Raw genomic sequence first — 16718 nt, forward strand, 5'->3', positions numbered from 1 at the left:
ATAAAAAAAACGTTTTCGTTTGAAAGTTCGGACAAAGTAAGTACATTTGCGCTTCGTCAAAATAAAATGAAAACGCTGCTTTTAGACAATTACGACTCTTTCACGTATAATCTGCTACATGCGTTGAAAGAGCTGGGAGCGAAGGAAGTGGAGGTGGTGCACAACGACCGGATAACGATAGAAGAGGTGGAGCGATTCGACCGGATTATTCTCTCGCCCGGTCCCGGACTGCCCGAAGAGGCGGGGTTGTTGTTGCCCGTGATCAGGCGGTACGCGCCTACCAAAAGCATTCTCGGAGTATGTCTGGGACATCAGGCCATCGGCGAAGTTTTCGGAGCGCGGCTGAGCAATCTGAAAGAGGTATGCCACGGCATGCAGACTCCGGTAAGCATCACGGGAAACGACCGTATTTTCGAAGGATTGGGGCGGGAGCTCTCTGTGGGAAGGTACCATTCGTGGGTGGTGAGCCGGGAAGGCTTCCCCGACTGTCTGGAGGTGACGGCGGAAAGCGAAGAGGGCCTCATCATGGCTTTGAAGCACAAGACGTATGATGTGCACGGCATTCAGTTTCACCCCGAATCGGTATTGACTCCGATGGGAAAAGATATGATACGCAACTTTCTCAAATAAAAAATTTATTATCTTTACAGTCCGGATTATGAAATGACAAAAACCATGAAAGATGCTACACCTTCCGTCTTGCTGATTTACACGGGCGGTACCATCGGGATGATAGCTAATCCCGAAACCGGGGCTTTGGAGAATTTCAACTTCGCTCATCTGCTGAAGCATGTGCCCGAACTGAAGAGGTTTAATTACCGGATTTCATCGCACCCTTTCGATCCGCCTATCGACTCGTCGGACATGGAGCCTTTGCATTGGGCGAGGCTGGCGGGAATCATCGCGGAGCATTATGAGAGGTACGACGGGTTTGTGATTCTGCACGGCACGGATACCATGGCATACACGGCGTCGGCGCTGAGCTTTATGCTCGAGAATCTGAGCAAACCGGTGATTCTGACGGGTTCGCAACTCCCCATCGGCACACTGAGGACCGACGGGAAGGAGAATCTGATTACGGCCATCGAAATAGCCGCGGCGAAAAACAGCGACGGAACGGCAACGGTGCCTGAGGTGTGTATCTTTTTCGAGAATCATCTGATGCGGGGAAACCGTACCACAAAGATTAACGCGGAGAATTTCAACGCGTTTCGCTCGTTCAACTATCCGGTGCTGGCGAAAGCGGGCATACACATCAAGTATGAACCGAACCTGATACGAAAGGCGGACGGGAAGAAACCGCTGATCGCTCACCGTCTCTTCGACACGAGTGTGGTGATTCTGACGCTTTTCCCGGGAATCGAGGAGCGGATTGTGACTTCGGTGTTGCATGTGCCGGGACTGAAGGCGGTGGTGCTGAAGACTTTCGGGTCGGGGAACGCGCCGCAGAAAGAATGGTTTATCAGGCAACTGAAAGAGGCTACGGAACGGGGAATCGTGATTGTGAACATCACTCAATGCACATCCGGAGGAGTGGAGATGGAACGGTATGAAACGGGAATGCATCTGCTGGAAGCGGGTGTGATAAGCGGATACGACAGTACGCCGGAATGTGCGGTGACGAAGCTGATGTTCTTGCTGGGACACGGACTGACGAACAAGGAAATCAGGCAAAAAATGAACTCCTCGCTGGCGGGGGAAATAACGAAACGATAAAAAATTGAAAACGAACTGCTGAAAAAGAAAGATACAATGAAGAAGAAAATCTTGCTTATCGACGACAAATCGGCCATCGGGAAGGTGGCAAGCGCATATCTGGCGGAAAATTACGACCTGATATATGTGGAAAATCCGCTCATGGCGATGGAATGGCTGGAGCAAGGAAACCGCCCCGACCTGATTATTTCGGATCTTTATATGCCGCACATGACGGGAGATGTTTTTCTGAAGCGCATCAAAGAGGATGAGGCGCTGAGGACGATCCCGTTCGTTATCTTATCGAGCGAAGAGGATGCGGACCGGAAAATCGAACTGCTGGCGGAAGGGGCGGCGGACTATATCTTAAAGCCTTTCGACCCGCTGGAATTGAAGATACGCGTTAAGAAAGTAATAGGATAAATGACGAATTGAAATGCCCGGAAACGGGAAATCGCCTCCTGAAAAGGAGTTATATAACCATTAATAGGGAGGATTGAGCTGCAATATACCACATAAGAGGTATTGCGGGGGCAAACGGAAGCCGCTATCTTTGCAGTATCAGAATTGAATTAATTAGTCATAATTTTATTACGTAGCCACATTTAAGTAAGAATGTAACAAATCCCGCCGAAGTGATTTCGCCGGGATTCTGTTTTTTATGGCTTATACAACCGGTCTCCCGCAGAATGAAGAGAGAAGTCCACACACGGGATTTTCAGGCTGATCCGGAATCAGCTCCCTACGGACACGAAGTACGGGAATAAAAAAACGAGCCAATTCCTTTTTACGGAATCACTCGCCACGGCATCAGAAAAGCCCGGAAGGCTTTTCTTTTTGTTACCTCTTTTTTTCCTGAAAACTTTTTTCTTCTTACCTTAAAAAACTTGTTACCTATTGTAATCCTTTTACCTTTATAAAAAACTATCCCTATCTGAAATTACAATAATAAAAAATCTAATACCTAAAATAATTCAATTTTTACCTCTAAAACTAATAGCAATTTCCCAATTGCTCTGCAAAGGTATGAAAAAAAATCGTGCACGCAAACGTTTTTCGATTCTATAACATTCTTTGAGCCTTATAAATCTTTGATTTCATTCAGCGCAACGAGCTTGTTGACAATGGCATAGATGGTCAGGCCGGCGGCGCTGTGTATCTGAAGTTTCTTGCTGATGTTGCGGCGATGGGTGATAACGGTATGGATGGAGAGAAAGAGCTGCTCGGCTATTTCTTTGTTCGTCATTCCCTTGACCACGCATATCACGATTTCCCGTTCGCGCTGACTGAGGGTTTCGGTGCTCTCCACCTCCGCCTCTTCGGGAGGAGCGTCCTGCAATCCGTGTATCTTCCCGGAAAGGGTGTCCAAATCGTCGAATATGGAGATTGTCTCATCGTATTTGCTCAATACGGAAGCGTCGACGAGCGAGGTGACAAGAGCGATGAGACGTATGTTTTTGCCGGCGTTTTCTTCGCGAAAACGGGCGACATCGAAATAGTCGCCGAAATTGGAGTTCACAATCAGCATATCGGGACACTGGGTGCGCAGGTAGTCGTTCAGCGCTTCGACGGAAAGCAGTTCGACGGGCTGTATTTTGAGGTTGGGGAGACGCTTCAGAGTGGCGGTGAGACCGCTACGGATAATCACGGAGTTTTCGGCAATGGCTACCCGGATGATATCGTTACTCTTCATTTTCTCTCATCCTCCTTTCCAATTTCAAAATGGCCGGAACAAAAATATAATCTTCGACTTTGCAATGAGACTCGAGTCCTTCTTCGCAAGCGTAGATATCGAACAGAGCGGCATTCAGCAAATTTTCGTTGGCTTTGGCCGGGCAATACTTGATGATGATGTTCTTCAGCTCGGTGAGCTTCTCTCCTACCTGGTCGTGATGCTTGGAAAAGGTGCTGATTTGATATTTCTTAGACACATTGCCTTCGAGAAGGGCATTGACGTATTTGAAGACGGTCCGCTCTTCGTAATCCATGTGTTTGCGCACCTCCTGGGTATACTCGTCGAAAAACTTGAGAATAAGATAAGAGATATCGTTCTGCGAACAGTCGATGGCTTCGATCAGCTTGCGACGGATGGAAGGCAGACAGAAATCGAGGAAATAAATGTGCGCCTGGCGCAGGTAATGAACCAGCGAAGGGATGGAAACCTCGTCGCTGCTCCCGTCGAGACGCGAAAAACCTTCGGCCATGAAATTGATGATGACCAGAAACGTCTTGCAGTCGACCCCGTTGGATTCGCACACTTCTTTCACCGTCTTGTCGCCGAAGCCCAACGAAAGGCCGAAACGGCTCATGACCTGTAGCAAAGAATAGTTGTCGCTGATAAGATCGACCATTTTATCGGTAGCTTTATATTTCTGTAAATTATCCATCTATACCTATTTAATATTACGACTTGCAAAGAAACGGAAAAAATCGCAGCCGCGCAATCACTATATATAGGTATTTTGATCTGCTCTCCGGCAGACATCCCCATTTGTAGGGATTACAAGAACGATATTCCACTATAAATAGGGATTTTCCGGTTGCGCCAAAGGGAATATCTTTGCGGTATCACTTAAAAAAAACAGATAGAAAATGAATAAAATCGGAGTATTTTACGGTTCCAGTACGGGAACCACCGAAGACTTGGCCCGGAGAGTGGCAGAAGCCTTGGAGGTAGAGACGCAAAACGTGTATGATGTATCGAAGCTCACGGAAGCATTGGTACAGGAGTTCGATGTGCTGGTATTGGGCTCGTCGACATGGGGAGCGGGCGAGTTGCAGGATGACTGGTACGACGGAGTGAAGATTTTAAAGGCATGCGACCTCTCGCATAAGTGCGTGGCTTTGTTCGGCTGCGGAGATTCGGACTCGTACAGCGATACATTCTGCGACGCGATAGGAATTTTGTACGAGGAGTTGAAAGACACCCGCTGCAAATTCTGCGGAGCGACCTCCACGGACGGATATACGTTCGACTCGTCGATAGCGGTGGTAGACGGCCAATTCGTGGGACTCCCGCTGGACGAGGTGAATGAAGAGAGCCGAACCAAGGAGCGTATCGCTAAGTGGGCGGCACAAGTGAAACAGGAAATCCGTTGAACCGGACTTTTATCATACCATCTGTAAAAAATATGACTACCCGAAAGTTTGTTCCCGGTGAGATCCGGATATTCCTGAACCATATTTATGAGTTTAAAAAGGGAATACGAAGCATGGTGCTTTACACGATGAACAGGAAGCACGAATCTTTTGCCATACAACGGTTGGAAAGCCAGCAAATCAGCTACATGATTCAGGAAGTGGGATCCAATAAAATCAATTTGTTTTTCGGAAAGCCGGAATGCATGGAGGCCATACGGCACATCATCATCCGCCCCTTGAACGAACTGAGCGCGGAAGAAGACTTTATACTGGGAGCAATGCTGGGGTATGATATTTGCCAACAGTGCAAACGCTATTGCCACAAGAAAGAAGGGATGAAAATGGTTGTTTGAAGGATGTATTCCCTGTTAGGGTTGGTTTGTTGGTTGTTTTTTTGAAATGAGGCGTGTCTTGCAGCACGCCTCATTTGTATAAAAGAGTTTATAACCCCCCGCTTAATATCTGACGAATACGTCGCACCATCTCTTCTCCCCGTAATGAAAAAGAAACAGCTTTTCCCTCGGGATCTATCAATATGGTTTGAGGAATGGCACTCACTCCCATCAACCGAGCCGCAGGCGACCCCCATCCCAGAAGGTCGGAGCCATGTATCCAACCCGGTTTATCCATTCCTTTCGCCACAATGGCATCTTTCCAGGCCTTTTCCTTATTGTCTAACGAAAAACTCACGATTAGGAAATCGGCGTTCTTCGCTTTCGCCTCGTCATAAATCTGAATGAGGTTCGGAATTTCTTTTAAACACGGAGCGCACCAAGATGCCCAGAAATCGAGAAGCACGTATTTACCCCGATAATTGTTCAAATTCACTTTAGTACCTTCGATAAGAGGGATAGTAATATCGGGCAACTCTCCTCCCACTTTCAAATCTTGCGCACGCACCATATTGCCGAATGAACGGTAATACGGATGATCTTTTAATACAGGAGATAAAGACTTCAACAGCCATTCTGCATAACGTTTGTCGAGCATATAAGCTATTTCACGTTCCATCATCAACGGCGCCAAGGGAGAGTCGTTATGCGCTATCAAGAAGCGAATGCGTTCGGCATTGCATTCTATTAATTCGGCCGCCCCGATTCTCATCCGTTCCATCATTCCCTCTTCCTCATCCATCCATTTCTCTCCGTACCTTTGCGATAAGATTCTCAAAGAGTCGTTTTGCGCTTGTGTGCATTTCTCAGAAATTGCTTTGTACGCATTGTACAACTCATTTGTCTCTGTACCAGTCACCCTAGCACCTCCGGGATAAGCTCCGTCTCTAAGCAGAATGTTAACATTACCCGGCTCGACAAAAACCGGTATCTGCCCATTGTCGAAACCGGTAATAAAATACATTAACCGAGGAGCGCCCTCAGGCAACATACGTTCGAACCGGAAACGCCCGTTTTGCAGTAAAGCAGAGTCGACAGGAACCAAGCGATCATATTCATCGACTTGTGTAAGATAAACTTTCTCAATACGCTGAGAAGTGAAACGGAGGGTATCTTTCAATATCCGCGCGTCGATAACACATACATTTTGGGCCTTTATACCTGATAAACAAAGCATTCCGGCTATAAATATAAAAATTCTATACAACATTGTTCTTTTGATTAATTTTGTTATTCATATTTTTCGGTCCCTTCCATAATACGCATAACTTTCGCCAGCATTTCTTCGCCCCGCAAATCGAAAGCCACCACTTCACCCCGCGGATTGAGCAAAACCGTACGCGGAACAGCTGTCACATTAAACAGCTTAACAGCAGGTGAAGACCAGCCTTGGAGCGTGGAAATATGTATCCAGTTTTTATGCGTAAGGGCGTTTTCCTCAATGCATTTTATCCATTCTCCACGTTTATCGTCGATAGAATAACTCAATACCACAAAATTGTCTTTGTTCTCGGAAGCAGTCATGGCCTGCTTGATATAAGGAAACTCCCGACGGCACGGGCCACACCAGGATGCCCAAAAGTCGAGCAGCACATATTTACCTTTCAGGTCTGAAAGCTTCAACTCTTTTCCATCCAGTTTCCGTCCCGCAATATCAGGTGCCGGAGCCCCTACTTTTAAATTGCTCGCTTTGATTTGATTGAGCATATCGGTATATAAAGGGTGAGTGCGCATTTCCTGAGGCAAAGCCCGTAAAAACTGCCGTTCGAGCACTTTGGGCGTGAACATGTCGTACAAATTATACTTAATAATGTAGAGAACTGCCGGCGCATGAATGTGATTTTTTACAAACTTCATAACTTCTGTTCTATAAATCAAAGAGTTACTGAAATAAGCAGCATTCTGATAGGCAGCATACGCTTCCTCATTACTCCGGATTGAATCGGGAATATTCCGCGCCACCTCGTTCTGTTCTTTCCGGACACGCTCTACATGCCGATCGTGCATCTGCTGAAAATCATACAACACGTCATTATTCGGGGTTCCTTTTACTTTAGCTCCTACCGGAAATTTTGCGTCAAAAGGCAAAATGGTAATGGTACCGGGTTCCAGAAAAAGCTGAACACTCCCATTATCGAAGCCTGTAATGAAGCAAACATCCATCAATTCCGGGGCAATTCCTTCAAATTTGAAACGTTTGTTTTTGACCGTTACGGAGTCTATATTTACTTCACGACCTTCGTGTAAACGTGTCAAATACAATTTAGACACAGAACGTTTGGAAAAACGCATTGAATCGCCGGTCATTTCACCCGTAATAACATATTTATCCCTATCTTGCGCCCAACCTTGCATAACCAGCAAAAGACCGAGCACAAACAAAACGACTTTTCTCATTTCTTTATTAAATATTAAATCATACTGAATTTATTATCAAACTCTATATACACCGGACTATAAACTGGGGAAATTACTTTAACCTCTCTTTCAAAAAAGAGTGTAATTTTTCGCCACGCAAATGAGTGGCTATAATCCGATTTTTCTCATCCAACACAAAAAGAGCCGGTATGGCTGCAACATTGTATTGCCTCGCCACAACACACCCCCAGCCCTTAAGCGACGAAACATTGATCCATGGCAAGCCGTCTTTAGAAACGGCATCTTCCCAACGCTCTCTTTTATTATCCAATGACACACCGATTATTTCCAGCCCCTTCCCGTGATATTCGGCGTACAGTTTTTTTAGCGCCGGATTATTGAGTCGACACGGTCCGCACCAGGATGCCCAAAAATCCAATATCTTGATTTTTGCCTGTGTTTTACTCAATGTAACCATTCGGCCTCCCATATCAGGAAGCGTAAAATCCGGTGCTAAACGTCCTTTCTCGGTTTTTTCAAGACGATCGATGCGTTCCTTCATTATTCGGGCGCTTAGTGTATTTTTGGCTCCTTCACCCAAAGAATCGTACAAGCGGCGAAGCCCTTCGATATCCATATCGCTCTTCATGGCATCCATCTGAACCATATAAGCTGCAATCAAATCGTCGTGAGCAGAAAGAAATTGTTTTTTTTCTTGTTCATATCGCTCCTCAACTATTTTTAACGTATCATTAAGTGCACTCGCGCTGCGATACTTATTTTGCTGTCTAAACATATTATATCTTTCCCTCAAGCTATCGATTCGGGCAAACAAAGAATTGGAGCGCTCTACATAAGCCGTCCACTCATCCTGTAACTTTCCTCCCCGGATAAACGCTCCATCTTCATTTTTCAACAATGCACGGTAATCGGTATCGGGCTCGGCCAAAAAAGTGAATCCTCCCTGATATCCTTCAAGCACAATCTGTGCGACAACCGGCTCACTCAAGCACCCTTTCAGCACAAAATCAGGAGCTTGAAAAGAGGCAGCGCCCAACGTGTCTACCTTATATTCTGCTGTCTGAACTAAAAGATACAACCGACCGGCATCCACGCCTTCTATCTGTCCGCGGATAACCAGCGAATGTTGAGCATATATCAAATAAATATTGCTCAAACAAAGCAACACCGCTATTATAATCCCTTTTCTCATTTTGTATTAATCGTTTTATAAGTATAAATATGAGCAAACTGCACATCTCTGATATTCCCGAACTTAACGCCTTGCTCGTCTTTGTTGTAGAATGTAGCCGGATATGTTTTATCAACATCGGCAGAGGTTGTCAGCTTAATTTCTGCAATCGCTCCTTCATCTCCTTTATTTAATCCGATACTCAAATATAGCCCCAAATCATCTACAAGACTACCTGAGTCGGCAGACCGGAACTTCATAACCGATATGGTATATCCTTCGGGGGCCGAGTATATAGTGCTCCGGTTGCCGCCCTCGGTATTATATCGATACACATTGCCGCCCTCGGCATAAAAGAGGAAATTGGTAGTAAACCACATATTATACATGATTGTAGAGAGATTCTTTCCCGGACGGAAGTTTTTCAGTTCCTTCCCCGTAATGGTAAAGGCCGGTTCATTATCACCGCCTTGCTCTCCACCTTCATCCCCTTTATCCGCTCCACGGGTTTTCGCCACCGATTTTTTATCATCTTTATCCGATCCTGTAGGAGTCAGTTCATATAGATAAAATTTTTCCTCCGTTTTATCTTTGAACAAGAAAAGCGGATGTGCTTCTCTATAGTTTTCACGATACCGGATATAAGCATACACGGCTTGTTTTCCCACAGGGTTCAACCGCGAAGGAAGCCCGCTGAAATCTACGTGCGCATTTAACACGGGATTATTCATCTGCACATCACGGGCATTAAGCTCATTCCATGTATATGCATCATTCTTCAAAAGATACAAGAAACGATTATGCAATTCATCCCAAAACACATAATTATTATCTGTAATGGTAGCTGCGGTAACTTTATAGTCCGTCTGAGGATCGTCTACATAAGCCGGCGGATAAAAGCACAGGAAACTACGTGCAACATAAAAACGTCCATCTCTGGAAATCAAACATTTATAGTCAGTCAAATTGGAAGCGTCGCCGGTATTGACAAGGCTATGGTAAACAAACGGATTTTCCTGGTCGAGAGGCAATACATATCCCGGATGAAACTTATTCTTCAATCCGAAAGGATCGTAAATCCCCGATGTGCCATCCATATTGAACACACATAAATTATGTGAATTCTTAATTTTGTAAAGGTCTAAATAAGCGCTATATCCCAATCCTACTCCATTACTGAACGGATTGGTTTCTATATGGGGATAGATCGTATGAAACGCATCTGTACGGACATGTGCTTTATCGCCGATTATTTCCACATTACCCAATTTTACACTTCCACTCTGTGAACCATGCAACAGAAAGAGGCTATTCTTGAAAACCGGACGAGTCTTTACAATCAATTTGGTATATTTTGTTAAAGTCGTCGTTTGGTCTTTTACTTCAAGAATAATGCTGTATTGCGCTTCTTTTCCTACAAGAAACTCTATATCCAAATACCCTTTCGTCCGCACAGTATCTACCACAGTTTTTCCTTCTTTCTGCCGGAAAATTCTCCATAAAAAATCCAGATGTTCAAAAGAATGATTCAGCGACTGTTCTAGTTTGACTTCAATTCTTTCCGTCTTATTCTCCGACAAAGGTTGTTGAAACTCAATCGTCAGCCCGCCTATTGCTTGAAAAGCTTCAGGAATAAACGAAACTTTTTCGATTTGATTTATATCGTCGAAATGATAATCGTAAGAACCTTTGTCCTCGTAGCAAGCAAAGAACAAAAAGCTCAGACATATCCCAAATAATATTTTTTTCATAATTTCTCCTTTTTAAATCATTAAACAGCAACTTCAGGGAATGTGAAAGGATAAGCAGCCGGGTCCTTATCATATTCTGCCTTAAAAGTCCGATAGCATTCTTTTATCTGGGCTTCTCCCCCAATGCTTTCGTCCCATTGAGCCATCGGATTTCCGTCATCACCCCATCCGCCGATAACAGGAAAGAGATGAACCAAAACAAAGTCGTCCGCTCCTTTTTTTGCCAACCAAGTATTTATCATGAATTTATACTTAGCGTCCGAGTAATCACCATAATACTGTGATATCATTGCTCCCGCTTCGGCATTACCCCAACAGTCCGGCTGAAACAAAGCATAATCGATATCTGAAAAAACAGGCACCCAATAACCGTCTCTGTAAGCGCTACCGGGATACTGCCAAGAAAAAAAATTGTCATAAGTTCTCATCATTCCTTCTACAGCAGCTTTATTCAACTCTTTCATTCGAACTTCATCACCGGTAAAAAGTTCTTTTTCATTTAGCGTAGTCGCCCCCAGCATTCTGGATATGTTTACAAAAGTTTTGCTGGAATATGCCCCTAAATAACGGTCGTTCAAAGAGGTCCAATAAAAAGGCTTCTCGTACTCACAATCCGAAGCAAAGGGGATTTCAATGGTGACTTTTTCGCTCGGATGATCTTGACGGAATTGGCGAAGAGCATTTACAGCTTGTACATTAAACTGCATATATTCGCCCCAATCTCTCGACTTAGCATAGTCATTGTTGCGGGTTACCCGAATCATAAAAACATGTTTTTCTATATTCCACTCACCCAAATAATAACCTATGCCCCAATCCCAGCCTGCCGGTTTTTCATATTCCTCTTTTACGTAAACGATAAATTCTTCAAAACCTTCGATTCCTGCACCAAGCTGAGCAGAAGGATCTGCGGCATCGATGTATACGCAAATTGCGTATGGTGTTCCCTGAGTGGCAGGTTTTGCAACTTTAACCTCGATCTCCTTTTTGATTTCTCCGGTCTCAAATTTTATCTCAGGCAAAATTACCCCTACTTCAGGATAACCTTCTACCGCTTTCGACTTCAAAACAATTTGCCTGCTTTCATCAGATAAGTAACCCAGCACTTTAATTCTGATCTTCACAGGAAGATAATCCGGATCATCAAGCACATGATCGGCAAAGTTTACGCTAGCCGAAAGTTCTCTCTGTTCGGCATAATCGAAATACACACCATTGGCTTTCGAGTCGAAAAAAGGAGGTTCTTCCTTTTCACACGCAGTAAAAAAACCGCCCGCCAACCACAGCAAAATTAAATATAAGATATAACGTTTCATAATTTCATACATGTTTTATTGATTATCACTGCCATTCTCTTCATTTTCAGAGGGAGGTGTCCACCCATATTCTTTTTCGGCATCGGGCAAAGGAAACACATATTGCGGTTTCCCGAAATTTTCTATCGGGCAATTATTAAAAGTCGTAAAGGCATGCCGTTTCAAAAAGAAGAAATATTGTCCTTCAGCATAAAATTCTTTCCGGTATTCCAAATCAAGAGCGCGAATGCGTTCCTCATCATTATTGAACTTCACATCGGCAGACTCCGAGTATCCTCTCTTCTGACGAACCATATTCAAAAATGAAGCGGCCTCTTTCAAAGGAGACATTTCACATAATATATAGTACATCTCCGGTAACCTTATTAACGGAACAACCCCTTCGGTGTTTTTTATATATTTACGTGAAATAGCCCGCTCCTGGTCGCTATAACGAATAAAAGCCGATGATTTAGCGCGTATATCCTCAGTTTCGGTTCCCGTAATGCCAAAGAGAGCATTAAGGGTAGATATCTTACAAAAGTAATGACCGACAAATTTGGGTCCTTCAGAAAATCTCGTAGAAAGTCTTTCTTGCATTTTATACATATTCAATGCACAAATCGCTTCACTAAAAAGCACCGGGTCTTCCTGATTGCTGATTTGTAATTCCAAATTACAATGATCGACAACCTCCCGCGCAGAGCGAACTGCATTTTCGGTATCTCCGGCATAGCAATAAACTCTTGCCATTAAAGCGTTTACCGCATGATAATTAAAGCGGAAACGGCGTTCTTGCCCGGTAAAGCTTGCCAATGAAAGATCGGACTCATACGATAAAAGCTCTTTTGCGCTTTTTAAATCCTCCAATATTTTCTGTACTACTTGTCGCGCTGGAAGTAAAGGCTGTTTGGAGTTGTCCGCCACTATGCGATAAGGAACACTCAACGCATCGGGTTCGGAACCATACATCGGTCCCCAGCCACGCAGCAAGTCAAAATGCACATAAGCGCGAATAGCCAAAGCCTCTCCTTTGAACATAGCGCGTGTTTGTGGATCGCGAATCACTCTTTCTCCGTTTTTATCAATCCATTTCATCAGATTGTTGGCATTCGCAATCAGATTATATCCCTTTTTCCATGCACTTGCCAAACGAGATTTGGTCATATATCCAACAGTTTCTACCTCATACTGATAGATAGTGGATTTATCCTGTACCTGATCCGGAATCATATCATACAATTGCGCCAATTGATCGAGCAAACCAAACGAAAGATCTCCTCCATACACTTGATTGTCTGTCATCGAGATATAAATGCCGGCAAGCGCGCTTTGAAAACCTGCCTCGGTATCAAAAAGGTCATCAGATTTGACGTCAGTTTTAGGATTCACGTCAAACCAATCAGAACAAGCAAAAAGTGAAACAGCCCCTACCAGGCAAACCATATAATATAATAATGTCTTTTTCATATTCTTTTTTTATAAAGAGATAACTAAGTTATTTGAACAGTATAGACATCGAGAGGGTATACGAACGGGCAAACGGATAAGAAAGCCCGCGTTCCATACGAATTGTCGACAGACGAAGCAAATCATTGGTTGTGAAATTCAAAGAAAGCACATCAATATTAAGTCGTCTGAGAAAAGCAAAATTATCGTTCCGCATCCGATAACCGATATTCAAAGAAGATAATTTCAGCTCATTATCATTCATAATAAAGCGCGTGCTTTGAGGGGTTTCATCTCCTCCCAAAACGAACTTCTTGTAACGGGTCACATCCCCTTCTTTCTCCCAACGGCTGTTCATGGCACGCCGATCGAGATTTCGGGCGATACTGCTGTTTTCGAGCTTATCAACCAATGTTTGATTATAAACGATTCCACCAAAGCGGTATGTAAAAATTAACGCGCAAGAAAAATCTTTCCAGTTGACGGAAGTGTTAATAGTCCCGCTGAGGTCCGGATTAGTATCTCCTACAGGCACTTTATCCACAGGATTCCAAGTAAATGTTTTCTTTCCTTCACGAGTCAAATACACTTCTCTTCCTGTAACCGGATCAATACCAAGCGAAGGTACTGTGAATAATGTTGTTGTAGAATATCCTTCCTGAAGGGTAGGCAAAGGAGCTTTGCGCGAAGCTAATTGCGCTTCATTTATTTTCCGGAGAAAATCAGATATTTTTCGAATTTTATTCTTATTATGATTGGCATTGGCTCCGATTGTCCAATAAAACTGTTGCTGGATATTCTGAAAAGCAATAACGTTTACCGAAAGATCGAATCCTTTGTTTTGTAATTCTCCGGAGTTCATCGTTTGCGAGTCGAAACCGGTTGACGGCGCCAAGTCATAATTAGTAAGCAAATCTCGAGTGATGTTATTATAATAATTAAAACTTATATTCAAACGATTCTTCCAGAAGCCCATATCTATTCCCAAACTGAGATTGTCTGTCTTCGCCCACCCCAGATCAGGATTATTCAACCCTCTAAGAACTGCTCCCAATAACGGAAACGATTTATAGGGCTTCATGGTATTTGTAAAAGTATAAAACTCAATCGCCTCATACGGGTTAAAATTCTGTCCTCCCGTAACGCCATAAGTGGCACGAAACACCAAATTGGAAATTCTACCTTGAAGCCATTTTTCACGATACGCATTCCAACGAACACCGGTAGACCAGAACGGAGCCAATCTGTGATCGGTGCCAAAGCGCGAAGAAGTTTCGCTGCTAATGTTAAAATCAAACGAATACCGATTATCATAACTATAAGAAAACTGGCCAATCAGTCCCATCGACCGAGAAATAGCCTCTGTTCCCGATGGGTTGGTTGCCATTTTATACCCAAAAATAAAATCATCCATATGTGAATCGGGGTAACCTGTGGCAAAAAGGTTAACATAGTTGCTGCGGTCTTCATTAAGCGTCCAGTTGGCAAACAAGCTGAACAAATGCTTGTTAAAAGGCAAGTTCCAATTCAAGCCTAAATTACTGGACCATGACGACATCTCACCCACCCTTTTAGAATAACTCCCTTTCAGGGTCAAATCTGTTTCGGCAACAAACCTTGTATGTCCCGCAGGCAGGAACTGCTCGGCGCGTGCCATACCGCGCGTGTAAGAAAGCTGCTCGGATATCCGCAGGTTTTTCATAACCATATACTCCGCATTCAGGCTTGATGCGATAGTCAAATTGCGTGTAAAGTCTTTCACGCCGATATGCGCATTGTAAAGCGGGTTGGAAATGGGAGTACTCCCTGCTCCGACATAATCATCCAACGTTTGGACATATTCTCCATACTCATTCTTGGGACGATAATACGGATTCACACCGGTATAATCCGCAAACGAACCATAAGGTGAATTATTGCCATTCGTTTCACTTAAGTTGATATTCGCTCCTACAACAATTTTTTCTTTGCGATACGTCATACTGAAGTTTACTCCTTTAGAATGATTGGAGGATTCTTTCATTACTCCCGGAGTAAACACTGCATTCACTCCCAAACTGTAACGGAATAAATCCGTACCTCCGGCTGCGTTCAAAGAATGGCGGCTTTGAAGAGCTGTACGCAATGGTTGCGACAGCCAATAGGTATCGACTCCGGCAAGAACATTTCGTAAATATCTGTTGTATTCGTTCATCGAGTTCGCATTATCCGGATGATATACACCGGCTTTCAGTTCGGTTTGAAGCTTCTCGGAAGCGTTCATCAGATTATAGTCAGTCAGATCCGGTGCCTGAAGAGTAAAGTCCCCGCTGTAAGTTACCGACAAAGCTCCGTCGGGTGCAACTTTGGTTTCCACCACAATTACCCCGTTTGAAGCTCGCGAACCATAAATAGCCGTAGAAGCCGCATCTTTCAGAATTGTTATACTCTCTACCCTTTCAGGATCCAAATCCAATATCCGGCTGATAGGAACAATAAAGCCATCCAACACAAAAAGAGGCACATTGGGGCGACTGGAAACATTATCCAACATCAGATCCATGCTATTCATATCTATTCTACCGAGCGACTGATCACCTCGCATTTGGAATTCAGGGCGGGCATTCGGGTCAGACCCCCGTGAATTATCTTCAATAATCTTGAAGCTCGGATCAAAATATTGCAAACTCTTAAGGATATTATTAGGGTTAAGCTTACGCAAATCACTTCCTTTTACCGTAACAAAATTACCTGTAAAACTTCCTTTACTGCGCTTACTGATTCCTGTCACTACAACTTCATCCATATTAATCGAAGTAGGAGACAAGACAATCTTCATATTGGTATTCTCTCTTAAAATCTGCTGAGAAACACTTTGATAACCTATATAAGAAACGCGAATAGACGCTTTCGGGTCGATGTGTAAACTGAATTTTCCATCTTTATCTGTGATACAACCGGCAGTCCCTCCTTCTTTAGTGCCATCTGTTATCATGACAGTAGCGCCTATCAAAGGCTCCTTCATATCCGAACTTAATACTACTCCTCCAATCAGCAGTTTCTTCAAGCCATCTTTCTGTTGAGGAGCAACATCTTGCTCGACAATAATCTGATTGACTCCCTCATATCGTATTTTCACATTCTGATCTCCAATCAGTTGTCCTAATACTTTATCCAAGGGCATATCTTTCACATTGATGGTGGTAGGTTTGTCAATTCCTACCAAGGTCACCCCTTGAAAAGTGATGTCAGCCTTAGCCTGTTGAGCTACTTTCTCAAAAATTTTACCTAAAGGTTCATTACTTACGCGCAACGTAATTTTATTATCTTTCCAACTGCCATCTGTTTTGTTCTGAGCGTATAGCGATTCGCTTGTACCCCAAATACAAGATACAGTGAAAAGAAATACAATGCGCAAAAATCGTATTGCATTTGTCTTTTTCATAATGTGTTTTTCTTTGAAAAA

14 protein-coding genes are annotated in these 16718 nt (G+C 43.7%); 5 read left to right on the forward strand and 9 right to left on the reverse strand.

The window, feature by feature from the left end; genetic code table 11:
* Positions 1 to 66 precede the first annotated feature (66 nt).
* Genes C234_RS0114005 through C234_RS0114015 form a run of 3 tightly spaced genes read left to right on the forward strand, consistent with a single transcriptional unit; the run spans position 67 to position 2118 of the window.
* On the forward strand, positions 67 to 630 hold the full coding sequence (locus tag C234_RS0114005) for an anthranilate synthase component II (RefSeq protein ID WP_027326267.1): 564 nt from the start codon (positions 67 to 69) through the stop codon (positions 628 to 630).
* A 45-nt stretch (positions 631 to 675) separates the two neighbouring features.
* The gene (gene ansA, locus C234_RS0114010) at positions 676 to 1716 is read left to right on the forward strand and encodes an asparaginase (protein ID WP_027326268.1); all 1041 of its coding nucleotides are present in this window, start codon (positions 676 to 678) and stop codon (positions 1714 to 1716) included.
* 36 nt (positions 1717 to 1752) lie between these two features.
* Positions 1753 to 2118 carry a response regulator gene (locus C234_RS0114015; protein WP_027326269.1) on the forward strand — a complete coding sequence of 122 codons (366 nt, stop codon included), beginning with the start codon at positions 1753 to 1755 and terminating at the stop codon, positions 2116 to 2118.
* Positions 2119 to 2776: 658 nt separating this feature from the next.
* On the opposite strand, the gene C234_RS0114020 is transcribed toward C234_RS0114015, so the two are convergent.
* Positions 2777 to 3388 carry a helix-turn-helix transcriptional regulator gene (locus C234_RS0114020; RefSeq protein ID WP_027326270.1) on the reverse strand — a complete coding sequence of 204 codons (612 nt, stop codon included), beginning with the start codon at positions 3386 to 3388 and terminating at the stop codon, positions 2777 to 2779.
* On the reverse strand, positions 3378 to 4082 hold the full coding sequence (locus C234_RS0114025) for a hemerythrin domain-containing protein (protein ID WP_027326271.1): 705 nt from the start codon (positions 4080 to 4082) through the stop codon (positions 3378 to 3380). The genes C234_RS0114020 and C234_RS0114025 overlap by 11 nt, the downstream gene beginning before the upstream one ends.
* A gap of 205 nt (positions 4083 to 4287) precedes the next feature.
* On the opposite strand from C234_RS0114025, the gene fldA reads away from it, so the two are divergent.
* Positions 4288 to 4794, forward strand: a complete 507-nt coding sequence (gene fldA, locus C234_RS0114030; RefSeq protein WP_027326272.1) for a flavodoxin FldA — start codon at positions 4288 to 4290, stop codon at positions 4792 to 4794.
* Positions 4795 to 4826: 32 nt separating this feature from the next.
* Positions 4827 to 5189, forward strand: a complete 363-nt coding sequence (locus C234_RS0114035; protein WP_027326273.1) for a DUF2023 family protein — start codon at positions 4827 to 4829, stop codon at positions 5187 to 5189.
* A gap of 88 nt (positions 5190 to 5277) precedes the next feature.
* On the opposite strand, the gene C234_RS16580 is transcribed toward C234_RS0114035, so the two are convergent.
* From C234_RS16580 to C234_RS0114070, 7 genes are all read right to left on the reverse strand, one after another.
* On the reverse strand, positions 5278 to 6405 hold the full coding sequence (locus C234_RS16580; RefSeq protein ID WP_051290281.1) for a TlpA disulfide reductase family protein: 1128 nt from the start codon (positions 6403 to 6405) through the stop codon (positions 5278 to 5280).
* A 53-nt stretch (positions 6406 to 6458) separates the two neighbouring features.
* The gene (locus C234_RS0114045; RefSeq protein WP_027326274.1) at positions 6459 to 7625 is read right to left on the reverse strand and encodes a TlpA disulfide reductase family protein; all 1167 of its coding nucleotides are present in this window, start codon (positions 7623 to 7625) and stop codon (positions 6459 to 6461) included.
* A 73-nt stretch (positions 7626 to 7698) separates the two neighbouring features.
* Positions 7699 to 8799: a redoxin family protein gene (locus C234_RS0114050; RefSeq protein ID WP_027326275.1), complete on the reverse strand. Its 1101-nt coding sequence runs from the start codon at positions 8797 to 8799 to the stop codon at positions 7699 to 7701.
* Positions 8796 to 10529, reverse strand: coding sequence for a PKD-like family lipoprotein (locus tag C234_RS0114055; RefSeq protein ID WP_034538521.1), 1734 nt, complete (start codon positions 10527 to 10529; stop codon positions 8796 to 8798). The genes C234_RS0114050 and C234_RS0114055 overlap by 4 nt, the downstream gene beginning before the upstream one ends.
* A 20-nt stretch (positions 10530 to 10549) precedes the next feature.
* Positions 10550 to 11845, reverse strand: coding sequence for a DUF4843 domain-containing protein (locus C234_RS0114060; protein ID WP_034537396.1), 1296 nt, complete (start codon positions 11843 to 11845; stop codon positions 10550 to 10552).
* Between the two features lie 15 nt (positions 11846 to 11860).
* A complete protein-coding gene (locus C234_RS0114065; protein ID WP_027326278.1) occupies positions 11861 to 13294 on the reverse strand; it encodes a RagB/SusD family nutrient uptake outer membrane protein in 1434 nt (477 codons plus the stop codon).
* Between the two features lie 28 nt (positions 13295 to 13322).
* Positions 13323 to 16697 carry a SusC/RagA family TonB-linked outer membrane protein gene (locus C234_RS0114070; RefSeq protein ID WP_027326279.1) on the reverse strand — a complete coding sequence of 1125 codons (3375 nt, stop codon included), beginning with the start codon at positions 16695 to 16697 and terminating at the stop codon, positions 13323 to 13325.
* Positions 16698 to 16718: the final 21 nt, after the last annotated feature.

It is taken from the genome of Bacteroides pyogenes DSM 20611 = JCM 6294, assembly GCF_000428105.1.
GTDB classification, from domain to species: Bacteria; Bacteroidota; Bacteroidia; order Bacteroidales; family Bacteroidaceae; genus Bacteroides; species Bacteroides pyogenes.